Origin of the sequence: Xanthomonas sp. WHRI 8393 (assembly GCF_040203315.1) — a bacterium.
GTDB classification, from domain to species: Bacteria; Pseudomonadota; Gammaproteobacteria; order Xanthomonadales; family Xanthomonadaceae; genus Xanthomonas; species Xanthomonas arboricola.
In genome coordinates, this window is record NZ_JBEGGL010000002.1 from 981,816 (window position 1) to 999,877 (window position 18,062).

12 protein-coding genes and 2 pseudogenes are annotated in these 18,062 nt (G+C 64.6%); 5 read left to right on the forward strand and 9 right to left on the reverse strand.

Features of this window, described 5'->3' with window-relative positions:
- Nucleotides 1–38 precede the first annotated feature (38 nt).
- Nucleotides 39–2,807, reverse strand: a complete 2,769-nt coding sequence (acnA, locus tag ABQ137_RS10320) for an aconitate hydratase AcnA (RefSeq protein WP_349782288.1) — start codon at nucleotides 2,805–2,807, stop codon at nucleotides 39–41.
- 151 nt (nucleotides 2,808–2,958) lie between these two features.
- Between acnA and ABQ137_RS10325 the strand changes: the two genes are divergently transcribed.
- The 4 genes from ABQ137_RS10325 to ABQ137_RS10340 all read left to right on the forward strand — a co-directional run bounded on the left by ABQ137_RS10325 (nucleotide 2,959) and on the right by ABQ137_RS10340 (nucleotide 7,332).
- On the forward strand, nucleotides 2,959–3,207 hold the full coding sequence (locus tag ABQ137_RS10325; RefSeq protein ID WP_016903180.1) for an AbrB/MazE/SpoVT family DNA-binding domain-containing protein: 249 nt from the start codon (nucleotides 2,959–2,961) through the stop codon (nucleotides 3,205–3,207).
- Nucleotides 3,204–3,614, forward strand: a complete 411-nt coding sequence (locus ABQ137_RS10330) for a type II toxin-antitoxin system VapC family toxin (protein WP_024937706.1) — start codon at nucleotides 3,204–3,206, stop codon at nucleotides 3,612–3,614. Before ABQ137_RS10325 ends, ABQ137_RS10330 begins: the two co-directional genes overlap by 4 nt.
- A gap of 48 nt (nucleotides 3,615–3,662) precedes the next feature.
- Complete coding sequence (gene acnB / locus ABQ137_RS10335; RefSeq protein ID WP_104576818.1) at nucleotides 3,663–6,254, forward strand: bifunctional aconitate hydratase 2/2-methylisocitrate dehydratase; 2,592 nt, start codon at nucleotides 3,663–3,665, stop codon at nucleotides 6,252–6,254.
- A gap of 196 nt (nucleotides 6,255–6,450) precedes the next feature.
- Nucleotides 6,451–7,332, forward strand: a complete 882-nt coding sequence (locus ABQ137_RS10340) for an alpha/beta fold hydrolase (protein ID WP_024937704.1) — start codon at nucleotides 6,451–6,453, stop codon at nucleotides 7,330–7,332.
- Nucleotides 7,333–7,670: 338 nt separating this feature from the next.
- Here ABQ137_RS10340 and ABQ137_RS10345 read toward each other — a convergent pair.
- The 8 genes and pseudogenes from ABQ137_RS10345 to ABQ137_RS10380 form a co-directional block, all read right to left on the reverse strand.
- Nucleotides 7,671–9,875: pseudogene (locus tag ABQ137_RS10345) on the reverse strand (sensor domain-containing protein); the annotation flags it as partial.
- Between the two features lie 129 nt (nucleotides 9,876–10,004).
- A complete protein-coding gene (locus tag ABQ137_RS10350; RefSeq protein ID WP_104541965.1) occupies nucleotides 10,005–11,081 on the reverse strand; it encodes a protein-glutamate methylesterase/protein-glutamine glutaminase in 1,077 nt (358 codons plus the stop codon).
- Nucleotides 11,078–11,674 (reverse strand): chemoreceptor glutamine deamidase CheD, encoded by a 597-nt coding sequence (gene cheD / locus ABQ137_RS10355; RefSeq protein ID WP_005993860.1) that lies wholly within the window; start codon nucleotides 11,672–11,674, stop codon nucleotides 11,078–11,080. Before cheD ends, ABQ137_RS10350 begins: the two co-directional genes overlap by 4 nt.
- Nucleotides 11,671–12,540: a CheR family methyltransferase gene (locus tag ABQ137_RS10360; RefSeq protein ID WP_046342487.1), complete on the reverse strand. Its 870-nt coding sequence runs from the start codon at nucleotides 12,538–12,540 to the stop codon at nucleotides 11,671–11,673. Before ABQ137_RS10360 ends, cheD begins: the two co-directional genes overlap by 4 nt.
- Before the next feature lie 208 nt (nucleotides 12,541–12,748).
- A complete protein-coding gene (locus ABQ137_RS10365) occupies nucleotides 12,749–15,118 on the reverse strand; it encodes a methyl-accepting chemotaxis protein (protein WP_349782291.1) in 2,370 nt (789 codons plus the stop codon).
- Between the two features lie 85 nt (nucleotides 15,119–15,203).
- Nucleotides 15,204–15,587: a hypothetical protein gene (locus tag ABQ137_RS10370; RefSeq protein WP_005993867.1), complete on the reverse strand. Its 384-nt coding sequence runs from the start codon at nucleotides 15,585–15,587 to the stop codon at nucleotides 15,204–15,206.
- 171 nt (nucleotides 15,588–15,758) lie between these two features.
- Nucleotides 15,759–16,244, reverse strand: a complete 486-nt coding sequence (locus ABQ137_RS10375) for a chemotaxis protein CheW (RefSeq protein ID WP_016904902.1) — start codon at nucleotides 16,242–16,244, stop codon at nucleotides 15,759–15,761.
- Between the two features lie 131 nt (nucleotides 16,245–16,375).
- Nucleotides 16,376–17,161 (reverse strand): flagellar brake protein, encoded by a 786-nt coding sequence (locus ABQ137_RS10380; protein WP_349782293.1) that lies wholly within the window; start codon nucleotides 17,159–17,161, stop codon nucleotides 16,376–16,378.
- Nucleotides 17,162–17,832: 671 nt separating this feature from the next.
- Here ABQ137_RS10380 and ABQ137_RS20675 point away from each other — a divergent pair.
- Nucleotides 17,833–18,012 (forward strand): annotated as a pseudogene (locus tag ABQ137_RS20675) (hypothetical protein); the annotation flags it as partial.
- Nucleotides 18,013–18,062 lie beyond the last annotated feature (50 nt).

Here is an 18,062-nt window from a genome sequence, read left to right on the forward strand (position 1 = left end):
GGAGTGTCGTCGAGCTGATGGCGCAGCGCGCCTTGCGATCAGGCTGCCTTGCGTGCGGCCAGTTGGCGCAGCACGTACTGCAGCAGGCCGCCGTGCTTGAAGTACTCCACTTCCTTGGGCGTCAGCAGCAGCACCTTGACCTGGAACTGCTTGACGCTGCCGTCGGACTTTCTGGCATCCACGGTGGCACGGCGGCTGGCGCCGTCCTGCAGGCCGGTAATGTCGAGCACTTCGGAACCATCCAGGCCCAGCGTCTGCGCGTTTTCGTTCTCCAGGAACTGCAGCGGCAGCACGCCCATGCCGACCAGGTTGGAGCGATGGATACGCTCGAAGCTCTCGGCGATCACCGCCTTGACGCCGAGCAGGTTGGTGCCCTTGGCCGCCCAGTCGCGCGAGGAGCCGGTACCGTATTCCTTGCCGGCCAGCACCACCAGCGGCACGCCGTCGGCCTTGTACTTCACTGCCGCATCGTAGATCGCCAGTTTTTCCGGCGCCGCGCCGTCCTTTCCGTAGTACAGCGTGTTGCCGCCTTCTTCGCCGCCGAACATCAGGTTCTTGATGCGGATGTTGGCGAAGGTACCGCGCACCATCACGTCGTCATTGCCGCGGCGGCTGCCGTAGCTGTTGAAGTCGGCCGGTTGCACGCCGCGCTCCTGCAGGAAACGGCCCGCCGGCGAATCCTTCTTGATGTTGCCGGCCGGCGAGATGTGGTCGGTGGTGATCGAGTCGCCGAACAGGCCCATGATGCGCGCACCGTGCACGTCCTCGACATGGCCGACCTGCATGGTCATGCCGTCGAAGTAGGGCGGGTTCTTGATGTAGGTCGAGGCCGCGTCCCATTCGTACAGCGCACCATCCGGGGAGGCGATGGTGTTCCAGCGGCTGTCGCCCTTGAACACGTCGGCGTAGTTCTGCTTGAACATTTCCGGGCCGACGGTGGCGGCGATGGTGTCGCCGATTTCCTTGTTGCTCGGCCAGATGTCGCGCAGATACACCGGCTGCCCGTCGCTACCGGTGCCGAGCGGATCCGTGGTGAGGTTGATGTCGGTGGTACCGGCGATCGCGTACGCCACCACCAGCGGCGGCGAGGCGAGGTAGTTCATCTTCACTTCGGGATGCACGCGGCCTTCGAAGTTGCGGTTGCCCGACAACACCGAAGACACCACCAGGTCGTCCTTGGCGATCGCCGCAGACACATCGTCCGGCAGCGGGCCGGAGTTGCCGATGCAGGTGGTGCAGCCGTAGCCGACCACGTAGAAACCGAGCGTTTCCAGATCGGCGAGCACACCGGCCTTGCTCAGGTAATCGGTGACCACGCGTGAGCCCGGCCCGAGCGAGGTCTTCACCCATGGCTGCGCCTTCAGCCCCTTGGCCGCCGCGTTACGCGCGAGCAGGCCGGCGCCCAGCATCACTGCCGGGTTGGAGGTGTTGGTGCACGAGGTGATCGCGGCGATCACCACCGAGCCGTCGCGCAGCTGCCAGCCGGCACCGCTGTCGGTGGAACTCTCGGCCTGCGCTGCCTTGGCGCCGACCGCAGTGCCGCCGCCGCCTTCGTTCTTCAGCCGGTCTTCCTGCTTGATGTCGGTCAGGCGCTTGCTGCGCGCATCCACGAACGGCTTGAGGCTCTCGCGGAAGTTGGACTGCATGTCTTCCAGCAGCACGCGGTCCTGCGGGCGCTTGGGGCCGGCCAGCGACGGCTTGACCTCGCCCATGTCCAGCTCCAGCGTGGCGCTGTACTGCGCCGGCGGGGTGTTGGCGTCGTGCCACAGGCCCTGCGCCTTGGCATAGGCTTCGACCAGCGCGATCTGCTCCTCGCTGCGGCCGGACAGGCGCAGATAGGTCAGCGATTCGTCGTCGACCGGGAAGATGCCGCAAGTGGCGCCGTATTCCGGTGCCATGTTGCCGATGGTGGCGCGGTCGGCCAGCGGCAGATGCTGCAGGCCTTCGCCGTAGAACTCGACGAACTTGCCGACCACGCCGGCCTTGCGCAGCATCTGGGTGACGGTGAGCACCAGATCGGTGGCGGTGGCGCCTTCGGGCAGCTTGCCGCTGAGCTTGAAGCCGACCACCTGCGGAATCAGCATCGACGAGGGCTGCCCCAGCATCGCGGCCTCGGCCTCGATCCCGCCCACGCCCCAGCCCAGCACGCCGATGCCGTTGATCATGGTGGTATGGCTGTCGGTGCCGAACACGGTGTCCGGGTAGGCGATCTGTGTCCCGTCCTTGTCCGCGCTCATCACCACGCGCGCCAGATTCTCCAGATTCACCTGGTGGACGATGCCGGTGTTGGGCGGCACCACCTTGAAGTTTTCGAACGCCTTCTGGCCCCAGCGCAGGAAGCCGTAGCGTTCCTGGTTGCGCTGGAATTCGATCTTGCCGTTGAGGTCGAGCGCATCGGCCGAGCCGAACACGTCCACCTGCACCGAGTGGTCGATGACCAGTTCGGAGGGGATCTGCGGGTTGATCTGGTCGGCGTTGCCGCCGAGCTTGACCACGGCATCGCGCATCGCGGCCAGGTCGACCACGCATGGCACGCCGGTGAAGTCCTGCAGCACCACGCGGGCGGGCATGAAGGCGATTTCGATATCGGGCTCGGCCTTGGGGTCCCACCTGGCGACCGCTTCGATGTGGTCCTTGCCGACGGTGACACCGCCGTCCTCGTGCCGGAGCAGGTTCTCCAGCAGGATCTTCATCGAATAGGGCAGGTGGCCGATATCGAAGCGCTCGCCCAGCTTCGGCAGGCTGTAGTACTCGTAGCGCTTGCCGTGGACCTCAAGCGAGGTGCGGGTGGAAAAGGAATCGCTCATGCATCACTCCTATGGCTGCAGGCTGTAGGTCTGTTTGGAACAGTGTGACCAATTCAGTGTGTACGTTCGGTTGCAGGACAGGGTATGTGGCCTTGAGTACGACAAGTCAAGTATGTAAAATCGGCGCATACTTTTTGCCGGGGTCACCTCCATGGAAGCCACAGTTGCCGAACGCGGACAGATCACGCTGCCCAAGGCCGTGCGCGATGCCCTGGGACTGACCAAGGGCACCACACTCAAGATCGAGCTCGACGGCGGGCGCATCATCCTGCGCAAGGACGTCAGCGAGGCGCTGCGCAAGGTGCGCGGCAAGTTCAAGCTGGTCGACGGGCTGACCAGCACCGACGAGGCGATGCGCGCCATCCGCGGCCGCGCCCCCGGGGATCCGTTCGACCCATGATCGCCCTGGATTCATCGGTGCTGCTGGACATCCTGGTCGGCGATGCGGTCTACGGCGAGGTGTCGGAGATCTGCATCGGCGATGCGCTGGCGCGCGACGAGGTGGTGGTCTGCGATGCAGTGGTGGCCGAGGTGCTGGCCATGCTCGATACCCAGGTCGACCTGATGGAAACCCTGGCCTCGATCGGGGTGCGTTACGAAGCCACCCAGGAAGCGGCGGCGGTGCGCGCCGGCCATATGAACAAGCGCTTCCGCGCGCGCGGCGGCAAACGCGAGCGGGTGGTGGCCGATTTCCTGATCGGCGCCCACGCGCTGCTCCAGTGCGACGGGTTGATCACCCGCGACGAGGGCTTTTTCCGCGACTACTTCAAGGGTTTGAAGATCGTTGTTCCCAAACCCGCAAGCTGATCCACGTTTCGCGTCTACACATTCACTGTTGTCTTTCGGAGAATCCGCATGTTGGAAGCCTACCGCCACCACGTTGCAGAGCGCGCCGCGCTCGGTATCCCGCCGCTGCCGCTGACCGCGCAGCAGACCGCCGAGGTCATCGAGCTGCTGAAGGCTCCGCCGGCGGGCGAAGAAGAATTCCTGGTCGAGCTGCTCAGCCAGCGCGTGCCGGCTGGCGTGGATGATGCCGCCAAGGTCAAGGCTTCGTACCTGGCTGCGGTGGCCTTCGGCACCGAGAAAACCGCGCTGATCAGCCCGACGCGTGCAACCGAGCTGCTCGGCACCATGCTGGGTGGCTACAACATCCAGCCGCTGATCGACCTGCTCGACAACACCGAGCTGGGCGCCACCGCCGCCGAAGCGCTCAAGCACACCTTGCTGGTGTTCGACGCCTTCCACGACGTGCAGGAAAAGGCCGAAGCCGGTAATGCGCATGCCAAGGCCGTGCTGCAGAGCTGGGCCGATGCCGAGTGGTTCACCAGCAAGCCGGAAGTGCCGCAGAGCATGACCGTCACCGTGTTCAAGGTGCCGGGCGAGACCAACACCGACGACCTGTCGCCGGCTCCGGATGCGACCACGCGCCCGGACATCCCGCTGCACGCGCTGGCGATGCTGAAGAACAAGCGCGACGGCGCGGCCTTCGAGCCGGAAGAAGACGGCAAGCGCGGCCCGATCCAGGCCATCGCCGATCTCAAGGACAAGGGCCATCTGGTCGCCTACGTGGGCGATGTGGTTGGTACCGGTTCCTCGCGCAAGTCGGCGACCAACTCGGTGCTGTGGTGGACCGGCGAGGACATTCCGTTCATTCCGAACAAGCGCTTCGGCGGCGTGTGCCTGGGCAGCAAGATCGCCCCGATCTTCTACAACACGATGGAAGACGCCGGCGCGTTGCCGATCGAGCTGGACGTGTCGCAGATGGAGCACGGCGATGTGGTCGAGCTGCGTCCGTACGACGGCAAGGCGCTGAAGAACGGGCAGGTGATCGCCGAGTTCGCGATGAAGTCGGATGTGCTGTTCGACGAAGTGCGCGCCGGTGGCCGCATTCCGCTGATCGTTGGCCGCGGCCTGACCGCCAAGGCGCGCGAGTTCCTGGGCCTGCCGGCCTCGGACCTGTTCCGCCTGCCGATGGACCCGCCGGACACCGGCAAGGGCTTCTCGCTCGCGCAGAAGATGGTCGGCCGCGCCTGCGGCTTGCCGGAAGGCCAGGGCATGCGCCCGGGTACCTATTGCGAGCCGAAGATGACCTCGGTGGGATCGCAGGACACCACCGGCCCGATGACCCGCGACGAGCTCAAGGACCTGGCTTGCCTGGGCTTCTCGGCCGACCTGGTGATGCAGTCGTTCTGCCACACCGCCGCTTATCCGAAGCCGGTCGACGTCAAGACCCACCACACCTTGCCGGAGTTCATCTCCACCCGAGGCGGCGTGTCGCTGCGTCCGGGCGATGGCGTGATCCACAGCTGGCTCAATCGCATGCTGCTGCCCGACACCGTCGGTACCGGTGGCGACTCGCACACGCGTTTCCCGATCGGCATTTCGTTCCCGGCCGGCTCCGGCCTGGTGGCCTTCGCGGCCGCCACCGGCGTGATGCCGCTGGACATGCCCGAGAGCGTGCTGGTGCGCTTCAAGGGTGAGATGCAGCCGGGCGTGACCTTGCGTGACCTGGTCAACGCGATCCCGCTGTACGCGATCAAGGACGGTCTGCTGACCGTGGCCAAGCAGGGCAAGAAGAACATCTTCTCCGGCCGCATCCTGGAAATCGAAGGCCTGCCGAACCTGAAGGTGGAACAGGCGTTCGAGCTGTCCGATGCCTCGGCCGAGCGTTCGGCGGCCGGTTGCACCGTGCACCTGGACAAGGCGCCGATCATCGAATACCTGACCAGCAACATCACCCTGCTGCGCTGGATGATTGCCGAAGGCTATGCCGATGCACGCACGCTGGGCCGCCGCATCAAGAAGATGGAAGAGTGGCTGGCCGATCCGCAGCTGCTGCAGCCCGATGCCGACGCCGAGTACGCCGCCGTCATCGAGATCGACCTGGCCGACATCCACGAGCCGATCGTGGCGTGCCCGAACGACCCGGACGACGTCAAGACGCTGTCCGACGTGGCCGGTGCGGCGATCGACGAGGTGTTCATCGGTTCGTGCATGACCAACATCGGTCACTTCCGTGCCGCTGCCAAGTTGCTGGAAGGCAAGCGCGATATCCCGACCCGTCTGTGGGTTGCACCGCCGACCAAGATGGACGCCTCCGAGCTGACCAAGGAAGGCCATTACGGCACCTTCGGCGCGGCCGGTGCACGCATGGAAATGCCGGGCTGCTCGCTGTGCATGGGCAACCAGGCGCAGGCACGCGAGGGCGCCACGGTGTTCTCCACCTCAACGCGTAACTTCCCGAATCGTCTGGGCCGCAATACCAACGTGTACCTGGGTTCGGCGGAACTGGCGGCGATCTGCTCGCGTCTGGGCCGCATCCCGACCAAGGACGAGTACATGGCCGATGTGGGCGTGATCAAGACCAGTGGCGATCAGATCTACCGCTACATGAACTTCGATCAGATCCAGGAATATCAGGACGTGGCCGACACCGTCGCTGCCTGATCCAGCTGGTTGCTCAGCTGTTCGAAAACGCCCGGCAATGCCGGGCGTTTTTCGTTATTCGGGCGATGACTTCGTTTTAGCTGCGTAATGTCGGGAGTTAAGGCAATCGCAGTTAACTCGGCTATCGCATTGCAACAAAAATCTGAAGTCCGGAGGTCTAGAGTGGCGCCGCTCCCATCGCTCTGATTGATCTCCAATGCCCACTTGCACGATCGCTGGTCAAACGCTGCATTACGCACAATACGGTCAAGGGTTTCCGGTGTTGCTTGGCCACAGTTATCTCTGGGACGCGGCCATGTGGGAACCGCAGATCCAGGCGCTCTCGCCGCACTATCGGGTCATCGTTCCCGAGTTGTGGGGGCACGGGCAATCGGCGGCACTGCCAGCGGGCACGCAGACGGTGGGCGACCTTGCCAGGCAGATGCTGCTGTTGCTGGATGCGCTGGAGCTACCGCAATGCGCAGTGGTCGGCCTGTCGGTCGGTGGCATGTGGGGCGCCGAGCTGGCGCTGCTGGCACCGCAGCGTGTGCGCAGCCTGGTGCTGATGGATACCTTCCTGGGTGCCGAGCCGCAGGCCACGCAAACGCGTTATTTCGCTCTGCTCGATGCGATCGAAGCGGCCGGGCAGGTGACGCCCGCGTTGATCGAGGCGATCGTGCCGATCTTTTTCCGCCCCGGCATCGATCTGAATTCCGCGCTGCCGGCTGCGTTTGCGCAGCGTCTGGCGGCGCTGTCGGCCGAGCAGTTGCGCACCTCCATCGTGCCGCTGGGCCGGCTGATCTTCGGGCGCGCGGATCGCCTGGAGGCGATGTCCGCGCTGAATCCGGCCAGCACCTTCCTGCTCGGCGGCGCAGACGATATTCCGCGCCCGCCCGAAGAGCTGTGGCTGATGGCCGAGGTGATCGGGTGCGACTATGAGCTGATCCCCGATGCCGGGCACATCGCATCGCTGGAGAATCCGGCCTTCGTCACTGCGCAATTGCTGGGTTGGTTGAAGCGCACCGTGGCATCGGATTCGACGCGGATGCAAAGGCGCGCGCTTGAAGACAACAGTCAGGCACAGGCATCGCTCTCATGATGTGCTGCTGATCTGGCGATCAGAACGACACCATGCGTTGCTTGCAAGCATGAGCACCGGCCACCTCAGTTGGCGCTGCTTGCAACGATGAGCACCGACCACCTCACTTGGTCCTAGCCTGCGCACCGTCGCCGGACCTTGCGCGGCATGGATGCCGCGTAAGCGCCTACAGGGATGTACTTGCGGCGTGTCCTGCGAGGGTGGGCGGGCAAGGACCCTGCACAGAGGCACCAGATCAGATGCCTTGCCTTCTGGCAGTTTGCTTCGATCTGTTGATGCGGGCGTAAAACGCTATGAGAACAGCCTGATAAACCACGACATAGTTGTCGTGAGCCGCACTAAGGCTGCGTACCCAACCAGGCTTCCAGTGCCGCCGCCGGCAATGGCCGCGAAAACAGATAGCCCTGCAGCACTTCGCAACCGAGGTCGGCGAGGAACAGGCGTTGGGCTTCGTTTTCCACGCCTTCGGCAACCACGTGCTTGCGCAGATGCTCGCCGATGCGCAGCACCGAGGTGGTGAGGGCGCGGGCGTCTTCGCTGTGTTCGATGTCGCGCACGAAGCTCATGTCCAGCTTGAGCTCGTCGATCGGCAGGCGATGCAGGTGGCTCAGGCTGGAATAGCCGGTGCCGAAGTCGTCCAGCGACAACGAGATGCCGGCTTCGCGGATGGCGTGCAGGTTTTCCAGGACGCCGGGTTGCCCGGAGAGCATCACGCTCTCGGTCATTTCCAGGGTGAGGTCGGAGGGCTGCGCGCCCATGTCGGCGATCAGGCGCAGCAGGTCGCTGAGCATGCGCGGGCTTTCGAAGCTGCTCGCCGACAGGTTCACCGACACGCGCGACACCGGCACGCCGCGCTTGCGCCAATCGGCGATCTGCCGGCAGGCGCTGCGCAGCACCCAGTCGTTGAGCTGCGGCATCATGCCTTGCTCTTCGGCCACGGGCAGGAACCGCGCCGGCGAAATGGCGCCCATCTGCGGATGATTCCAGCGCAACAGCGCTTCCACGCCGTATAGCGCGTGCGGTGCGGCGCTGTGCAACTGCGGTTGGTAGTGCAACTGCAGTTGATCGCGGTCGATCGCCTGGCGCAGCTCCGCTTCCAGCGCAACGCGTTCCTGCGCCATGCGGTTCATGTCGGAACTGAAGAAACGGAACCGTCCACCGCCTTCCTGCTTGGCGCGGTTCATGGCCAGATCGGCATGCCGCAGCAGGATGTTGATGTCGCGCCCATCTTCGGGAAACATCGCCACGCCGATACTGGCCGACGGATGCACGGTCATGTGCCCGACCGGCAACGGCCTGGCGATGGTGCCCAGCACGCGTTCTGCGGCGGCACTGGCTTGCTCGGCACTGCATTGCGGCAGCGCGAGCGCGAATTCGTCGCCGGCCAGGCGCGCCAGCATGGCGGTGGCGGTCAGCTGTTCGCCGATGCGCAAGGCGATGTCGCGCAACAGGCCATCGCCGGCGGCATGGCCCTGGCTGTCGTTGATCAACTTGAAGCGGTCGATGTTGATGAACATCAACGTGGCCGGTTCGCCGGCGTATTCGGCCTGTGTCAGGGCTTGCTCGGCGCGTGCGCTGAACATGATGCGGTTGGGCAGGCCGGTCAGCGCATCGTAGAACGCCAGTTGATGCACGCGCTGGCGGATCTGTTCGCGTTCCAGCGCCAGCGTGCACAGCTGCTGGCACAGATCGGTGAGGCGTACGTGCCAGGCATCGGCACGCTGCGCCTTGCGGTAGTACAGCGCGAAGGTACCCAGCACGCGTGCGCTGTTGGAGCGGATCGGTGTGCTCCAGCACGCGCGCAGACCCATCGGCAGCAGCAGTTCGCGGAATTGCGCAAACAGCGGGTCGGTGGCGATGTCTTCCACCATCACCGGGCGGCCGCGCCAGGCGGCCGTACCGCAGGCGCCTGCACCCGGCGCGATCTTCAGTCCGTTGACCGCATCGGCATATTCCGGCGGCAGGCTGGGGGCGGCCAGCGAATGCAGGCAGCCCTGGTTGTCCGCGCTCATGACCGTGGCCAGCACGTCCGGTGCGATGCGCTCGACCTCGGTGCAGATCAGCGTCATCACATCGATCAGCGGCCGTTCCTGCACCAGCGCCTCGAGCACGCGGTGCTGCAGCACCTCATGCATCTTGGTGTCGGTGATGTCGGTCAGCACCGCCACGTAATGCGACGGCAGATGCCTGGCGTCGTAGATCGGATTGAAGTTGAGCGAAATCCACAGCGGCGTGCCGTCCTTGCGGTACACCAGCAGGTCGGCCTGGGTCTGCTGCAACGCATCGGCGCGGTCGCGGATGCGCGCCACCTCGTCCTGGTCGCTTTGCGCGCGGGTCAGCACGTCCGAGGGACGCTTGCCGACCAGTTCGGCCTCGGTATAGCCGAACATGCGCTGGAAGCCGTCGTTGGCGTAGAGCAAGCGCGATTGGAGATCGCAGATCAGGATCGCACTGCTGCTGCCGTCCAGCGCTTCGGCCAGCAGGCGCGAGCGCGTGGCATCGGGATGTTCGTCCGGCCTGCTCACGCCAGCGGTGATCGGCCCGACCTTGAACGTCCTGGGCAGGGGCGCGTGATCTGCCGGTGTCTCCGCCGTCGCCAGCGATGCGGTTACCGCGACGCCGGGAACCGCCGCCTGTTCAGCCGGATGCGGGGGACGAACGGTCATGCCGGATCAACGCGCCTGTGCCGACAGCGCGATCAGGCGCTCGGCAACGCGGCTCAGCGGCACCACTTCCTGCGCGGCACCGAGCTTGTAGGCGGCGCCGGGCATGCCCCACACCACGCTGCTGGCTTCGTCCTGCACCAGCGTGGGCGCACCGGCCTGCAACATTTCCAGCAGGCCGCGTGCACCGTCGTCGCCCATGCCGGTGAGGATGGCGCCGACCGCGTTCGGGCCGGCGTTGGCGGCGACGGAGCGGAACAGCACGTCCACCGCCGGCTTGTGGCGATTGACCGGCGGGCCGTCGTCGATGCGGCAGCGCCAGCGCGCACCGTCGCGGATGATGCGCAGGTGCTGGCCGCCCGGCGGCAGGTAGGCGTGGCCCGGCAGGATCGCCTCGCCATCGCTTGCCTCGCGCACCGACATCGCCGAGTGGCGATTGAGGCGTTCGGCGAAGGCGGTGCTGAAGCTGGCCGGCAGATGCTGGGTCATCACCACCGCCGGGGCATCGGCGGGCATGTGTTCGAGCACCACGCGCAGGGCTTCGGTGCCGCCGGCCGAGGCGCCGATGGCGATCAGGCGGTCGGTGGTGCGGAAGCGCAGCGCGCTGCCGGGAACCGGTGCGGACTGCATGTCCAGGGTAACCTTGGGCGCGCTGGGACGATTGAGCGCGCTGACCTTGGCCTTGGAGGCCATCTTGACCTTGCTGACGATTTCTTCCGCGTAGCCTTCCAGCCCGCGTGCGACGTCGATCTTGGGCTTGGAGACGAAATCCACCGCGCCTAGCGACAGGGCCTGCAAGGTGGTGTCGGCGCCGCGCTCGGTCAGCGACGAAATCATCACCACCGGGGTGGGGCGCAGGCGCATCAGGTTTTCCAGAAACACCAGGCCGTCCATGCGCGGCATTTCCACATCCAGCGTGATCACGTCCGGATTGAGGCGTTTGATCTTTTCGCGCGCCAGGATCGGGTCGGCGGCCGAGCCGATCACCTCGATGCCGGCATCGCGCGAGAGGATTTCGGTCAGCATCTGGCGTACGACCGCCGAGTCGTCGACGATCAATACACGCACAGGGGTTTCCAGCGTCATTCGAACAACTCCACTCCACCGGTAACCGGTGCTTTGGACAGACGGGCGCGCACGGCCGATTCGGTGGCGGCGACTTCGGCTTCGTGTGCATGCGGCAAGCGCTGCACGACCACGCGTCCGGTCGTCGGGAAGAACCACACCTTGCGCGGATGGATGCCGCACAGATCTTCGGCAATGATGGGAATGTGTTCGGCCTGCAGGTACTGGCGCACGAACTCGGCGTTGCGGGTGCCGACCGGGTTGCTGGTGAAGCCCTTGAGCACGTTGGCGCCGCCGAAGACCTTGGCTTCGATGCGTTTGCGATGCGCGCCGCGCTTGAGCATGTCGTTGATCAGCAACTCCATCGCATAACTGCCGTAACGCGCGGGTGCGCCATCGCCGACCTGTCCTTCCGGCAACAGGAAGTGATTCATGCCGCCGATCTTCAGGACCGGGTCGCGCAGGCAGGCGGCAACGCACGATCCCAAGGTGGTCGTCAACGCGGTGTCGTCGTCGACCACCAGGTATTGGGTGGGCAACAGCTTGGCGGTGATGGTCTGGAACCGCGAATCGCGGTAGCGCATGACATCGTCGACCTGCACGGCGGTACTCATGCAGACGCTCCCGCGCGCGGGCTGCGCCGATACAGCGTGCGCCCGCACGGCTGGATCAGATCGGCCGCGTGCAGGTAGTTCTCCGAATGCCCGGTGTAGAGCAGACCGTCGTCGCCCATGTGGCTGACCAGCCGCGACAGGATGCCGCGCTGGGTCGGTTTGTCGAAGTAGATCATCACGTTGCGGCAGAACAACGCCGCATACGGGCCGCCCACGTCGTAACGCGGTGCCAGCAGGTTCAACTGGCGGTATTCGATGAGCTGGCGCAATGCCGGGATGACCCGGCACTTGCCTTCGTTGGGGCCGCTGCCGCGCTGGAAGTACTTGCGCTTGATCGATGCGTCCAGCGAGGCGACGCGGTCGATGGCGTAGACGCCGCGCGAGGCGGTCTCCAGCACCTGGGTGTCGACGTCGGTAGCGACGATGCTGACCGGCGGGGTCAAGGTGCCGAAGGCTTCGCAGGCGGTGATGGCGATGGAGTAGGGCTCCTCACCGGTCGAAGCCGCGCACGACCAGATCTTCAACGGCGCCTGCGAGGCGCGCTTTTGCAGTTCTTCGCGCAGCTTGTCGAAGTGGTGCGGCTCGCGGAAGAACGAGGTCAGGTTGGTGGTCAGCGCGTTGGTGAACGCCTGCCATTCCTCCTCGTCGTTGCCTGCTTCCAGCTGGTCCAGGTAGTCGCGGAAGGAGCGCAGGCCGAGCACGCGAAGGCGACGCGACAACCGGCCATACACCATGTCGCGCTTGGCCGGAGCCAGGGCGATGCCGACACGCTGATAGATCAGGTCGCAGACGCGCTTGAAATCGCGGTCGCCAAAATCAAATTCGCGTGTGTCTGAAGCGGGAGTCGAGGTGGTCGTCATATCCATACGCGTCGTTAGCTATGACTGGATATCGGCCATGTGGTCATGCAACTGAAGCACCAATCGTGCATTGCAGACAGCCGGGTCCGCTGGCGGTGCACGGCGCTGCGCGGGCGGTGCGATCGCAGCCGGCGGCAGGGCAGTGCGCGCTGCGCCGGGGGCAGATACACAAAGCCCCGGCAGTGCCGGGGCTTTGTGGGGAGACAGCAGCGGCTTAGAACTCCTGCCAGTTACCGTCGGCCAGCGCGGCCTGCGGCTTGGCCGGGCGCGATGGGGTGGCTTCACGCGTCGCCGCCTTGGCTGCGGACTTCACCGCGACCGGGCGCGAGGCGACCGGGCGTACGCGCGCGGCCGGGGCGGCCGGCTCGTCCAGCTTGAACACCGACACCGCTTCGGCCAGGTGGCCGGCCTGTTCTTCCATCGAGCGTGCGGCCGCAGTGGCTTCTTCCACCAGGGCGGCGTTCTGCTGGGTGGTCTCGTCCATCTGGGTGATGGTCTGGTTGACCTGCTCGATGCCGGTCGACTGTTCCTGCGAGGCCGCAGAGATCTCGCCCATGATGTCGGTCACGCGCTGCACGCTGGCCACGATCTCGGCCATGGTTGCACCGGCCTTGCGTACCAGGGCCGAGCCCTCGGCCACCTTGTGCACGGAGTCGTCGATCAGGCCCTTGATCTCCTTGGCGGCACCGGCCGAGCGCTGTGCCAGCGTACGCACTTCCGAGGCGACCACGGCAAAGCCGCGACCCTGTTCGCCGGCACGAGCGGCTTCCACCGCCGCGTTCAGGGCCAGGATGTTAGTCTGGAACGCGATGCCGTCGATCACCGAGATGATGTCGGCGATCTTCTTGGACGAGGCTTCGATGCCCGACATGGTGGTGACCACCTGCGAGACCACCTCGCCGCCCTGCGAGGCCACGCCGGTGGCGCCGATGGCCAGCTGGTTGGCCTGACGGGCGCTTTCGGCGTTCTGCCGGACGGTGGAGGTGAGCTCCTCCATCGAGGCGGCGGTTTCTTCCAGATTGGCGGCCTGCTGCTCGGTACGATGCGACAGATCGCTGTTGCCGGAGGCGATCTCGCCGGCCGCCGAGTTGATCGCCGTGGACGAGAACTTGATGCGCCCGACGATGTCGGCCAGCTGCTCGGCGGTGGCATTGGCATCGTCGCGCATCTGTGCGAACACGCCGCTGAATTCGCCATGCATGCGCACGGTCAGGTCACCGCGCGACAGCGCCGACAGCAATGCCGAGATCTGCTCCAGGCTGCCGGCATTGGCATCCAGCAGGCCGTTGAGCTGCTGGGCCAGCTGCAGGAAGAAGCCCTGCTTGCCGTCGGTTTCCACCCGGCCGCTCATGTCGCCGCTGGCGGCGGCACGCACGATGCGGGCGACTTCTTCTTCGACCTGGACTTCGATGGTGCGGTCGCGCCACTCGCAGACCTCGCCGGTGCTTTCGCCGTGCTCGTTCTTGATCGAGGTGACGGTCTGGGTCACCACGAACTCGCCATAGCGCTCTTCGAAGCTGGTGATGCCGTCGCGTTCCAGTGCTGCGATGGCCTTGCGCACGGTCGATTCGGGCATGCCGAGATAGCTGATGTGCTGGCCGATGATCTTGGTCGCATCGAAGTCGGACGATGCCAGGCGGATGCTGCCTTCGTAATGCGTCACAATCTTCATGAACGCCTCGTTGGCGTAGATGATGGTGCGATCGGCATTGGTGATGAAGGTGCCGGTGGACGATTCGTCCAGCGCGGTACGGATACGCAGGTTTTCGTCGGCGATCTTCTGATCGCGTTCGATGCGTTCCTTCAGGTCGCGCTGCATGCGGTGCATGGAGCGCATCAGTTCGCCCACTTCGTCCTGGCCCTGCACATTGATCTGGCCATCGAGCTTGCCGCTGGCGATTTCGGTGGCGGTGGACACGGCGCCGCGCATGCTCTTGACGATGGAGCGTGCGAACAGGAATGCCAGGCCCAGGCCACCGGCGATGCCGATCAACAGCACCATCACGGTCAGCGACACCGAGGTGGCATGGACCTTTTCGGCCTTGCTCTTGGCAGCCTGCGCCAACTTGTTGTCTTCGACGATCAATGCGGCCAGCGAATCCTTGGCCTTGTTGTGCAGGGTGCGGGTCTCGCCGACGAAGGTGTCGACGGCATCGTCGGGCAGATTGAGCTCGATCATTTCGTCGACGCTGGCGTAGGACGCGGCTGCCTTCTTCCAGTCGGCCACGAACACGTCGAACAGCTTCTTCTGCTGCGGGCTCTCGATCAGGCGGGGATAGCCCTTGATCGTGGCATCGATTTCGCCATGGAGCCGCTTGGCGCGGACCTTGGCTTCCTGCTTGACCGAGTCGCTGGCGCGCACCAGATTCTGATAGGCCGCATTTCGATATTCGCCGAGCATGCCGCGCAGGTCGCCTGCTTCGCGCACGCTGGACATGGTGTTGCCGGCCAGGTCGCGGGTGACGTTATTGAGCGACGCCAGGCCCGCATAGGCGATGATGCCCTGCACCAGCATGATCAGCAGCACGATGCCGAACGCCAGCATCAGCTTGGGCATCAGTTTGAGATTGTTGATCCATTGCATTGACACGATTCCCCGATAGAAGTCAGTGCGCATAACCGCAAACGGCAGATCGCCACGCGCGAAAGCGTGGCGATCTGCGGGGCGATTACTTGATGGTGGCCAGCTTCAGGCTGGCCGGCGAGCTGACTTCGATTTCGGCACGCGAGCTGTCGCGCTGGATCTTGCCGAGCACACAGACGTCCTTGCCTTCCAGGCTTTCCGGGGCAAAGCTGAACTTGCCGCGGTTGGCGCCGTCGATGCGGGCCGAGAAGGTGTGACGCGGGAACATGCCACCCATGTACAGGAAGGTGGGTTCACCTTCCGAGCTCTGGGCGTACTTGGCCTTTTCGACCTTGCCGCACACCATGCCGTCCTTGCCGACGAAACGGGTCGCCATTTCCGGCGGAATCATTTCCTGCGACTGAGCCGACAGCGTGGGAGCAACAATCACGAGAGCAGCGACGGGGAGGAGCGAGAGCAGGAACTTCATAGGGATTCTCCAGAATCAAAAGTCGAACGGTGACCCGTTTGTGTACGCGGGCTTCTATTCAGCTATCGGCTAGCCGCCGTTCAACTTGAATCCGAAAAACGTGATTTCTATCTCACTTCAACTTCGTTGTGCGTCTCGTGTCGGGAAGCTCCCGACACCAGATGGTCTGAATCAGGCCGCTTCTTCGGCCAGCTGCTGCTGTCCGAGCTCGGTGCTGTCCAGCAGGGTCTCGATATCCAGCAGGATCAGCATGCGATCGTCCTGGGTGCCGATGCCCGAGATGAAGCGGGTGTCGACCGAGGCGCCGAATTCAGGGGTGGGGCGGATCTGATCGTCGTTGAGCGGAATCACGTCCGAGACGCTGTCCACCACGATGCCGACGACGCGGTCTTCGACGTTGAGCACGATCATCACGGTGAAGGCGTCGTAGCGCGCTTCTTTCAGACGCAGCTTCAGGCGCAGGTCGATCACCGGCACGATGGTGCCGCGCAGGTTGATCACACCCTTGATGTAGTCCGGTGCGTCGGGCAGGCGGGTGACCGAATCGTAGCCGCGGATTTCCTGCACCTTCAGGATGTCCACGCCGTAGTGTTCTTCGCCCAGGGCGAAGCTGAGGAATTCACCACCGGTGCCGGTGGTCGTGCTTTTGTCGTTCATGGAAACTCCGGGCGTTGCGGCTGAGTGTCGGATTGCAGCTATAGGAAAAGCATGCGGATGAGGATTGCCCTAGCAACATCGGCGCAGCGCAGGGCAACTTTAGCCGCGCGCCGTGGCTGGTGCGGGTGGGTTCAGAACACGCCGCTCTTGCGCGCATTGCGCTGGCGGTCGACCCGGAAGATGTAGCGCTGGATGGTCTCGTCGGCGCCGCGTGGCAGGTCGCTGAACTGCATGCCGACGCGGAAACCTTCGCTGCCGTTGGGCAGGGTTTGCTTGTACTGGCTGCACACCGTCAGCGGCAGGGTGATCGGCGCGGTGTCGGGCAGTTGCAGCGTGCAATTGCGGTAGGTGTGCTGCGGTTCGAGCAGAGGCATGCCATCGGTGAGCGAGACCGCCAGGCCGCCGCTGCTGATATCGATCACGCGCAGCTGCAGGTTGAGATTGCCACCCTGTGCCTCGTCCTGGCGAATGATGCAGACGGGCGAGTCGGTGATCGGCGTTTCCAGCCGGTACGACTCGCGACGCTGCAGGTGATACATCGCCTCGGGCAGCTCGGCGCGGAAGGCGACGTGGATGTCGCGCTCCAGCCGCTCGGGCGTTTCCAGGCGGAAGCGGATATTGACCCGTTCCAGTTGTGCGTAGCACAGCAGGTACTTGGCGTCCTGGATGGCGCGGTTGGAGGCCTCGTTATGGCTGCCGTCCAGAATCACGCAGTCGTCGTCTTCGTCCACCTCGAGCACGGCGGTGGGCACGGCCATGTCGCGCCCGGCCACATGCATGGTCACGATGGCGCGCTGGTCGAGCAACTGGCGTAGCAGGCCACGGATCTGCCGTTTGTTGCGCAGCAGATAGCGCTCGTCACCTTCGGCAAGGTGGTCTGCGTCGTGGTCCAACTCTGAGGTATCGCCTTGGGACATGGGCACAGGTACTGTGGATGCGGGAAGACGCCGGAACGGTTGTCCCGGCGTCGCCTTGATATCGGCGGCAAAGCGAAATCTTTAAGAGCGGCTGACGAAAAACTGCTGCGTGAAGCCTTGTTGCTTTGGGCGTTGTGTTCCCAGCGGCTAATAGTGCACATGGATCAAGTGTAGAGCGCGTGGTGCTGCCGCTTGGCTGCAGGGCCCTTGTCCGCCCGCCATCGCAGAACACGCTGCAAGTCCATCCATTTAGGCGGTGGCGCGGCATCCATGCCGCGAAAGGTCCCGCGACGGTGGGCGGACAGGGACCAGTGGAAATGGTCTGTGTGCAGGGTTCCAGGCCTCTTTTTTAGTTGCCGTGTTTCGATGGACTTGGGTAGTGCAGATATATAAGTCGCAGAGCGGGTGATCTGCGGGCTGGCTGCAGGGCCCTTGCCCGCCCACCATCGCAGGACACGCCGCAAGTACGTCCCTGTAGGCTCTTACGCGGCATCCATGCCGCGTAAGGTCCCGCGACGGTGAGCGGGCAAGGACCAGTTGAGATGGTCGGTATGCATAGGGGAAGCGATGCATGACATGTGCTGGTCGGATCACTAAGCGTTCGATCAACCTCTGACCATTTTCCATTCGCAAGCCGAACAATACGCTTTCAAGAAAGCAGCCGACTAGCTGTCTGGCGCGGTGTCCTCGCCGGTTGCGGGACCCTTGGCGGCATGGATGCCGCCAAGGAGCCTCCATGGACGGATGCACGGCGTGTCCCGCGAGCGGTGAGGGCACCGCGCACTCGACTCACTGAGCTTTTGATTCAATCAGCGGATCGCGCCTCAACGACGAGGCGCAGTCTCCACTGACGGATTGATGGCCTGTCCCGCAAGCGGCGAGGGCATCGCGCCCTCGACTT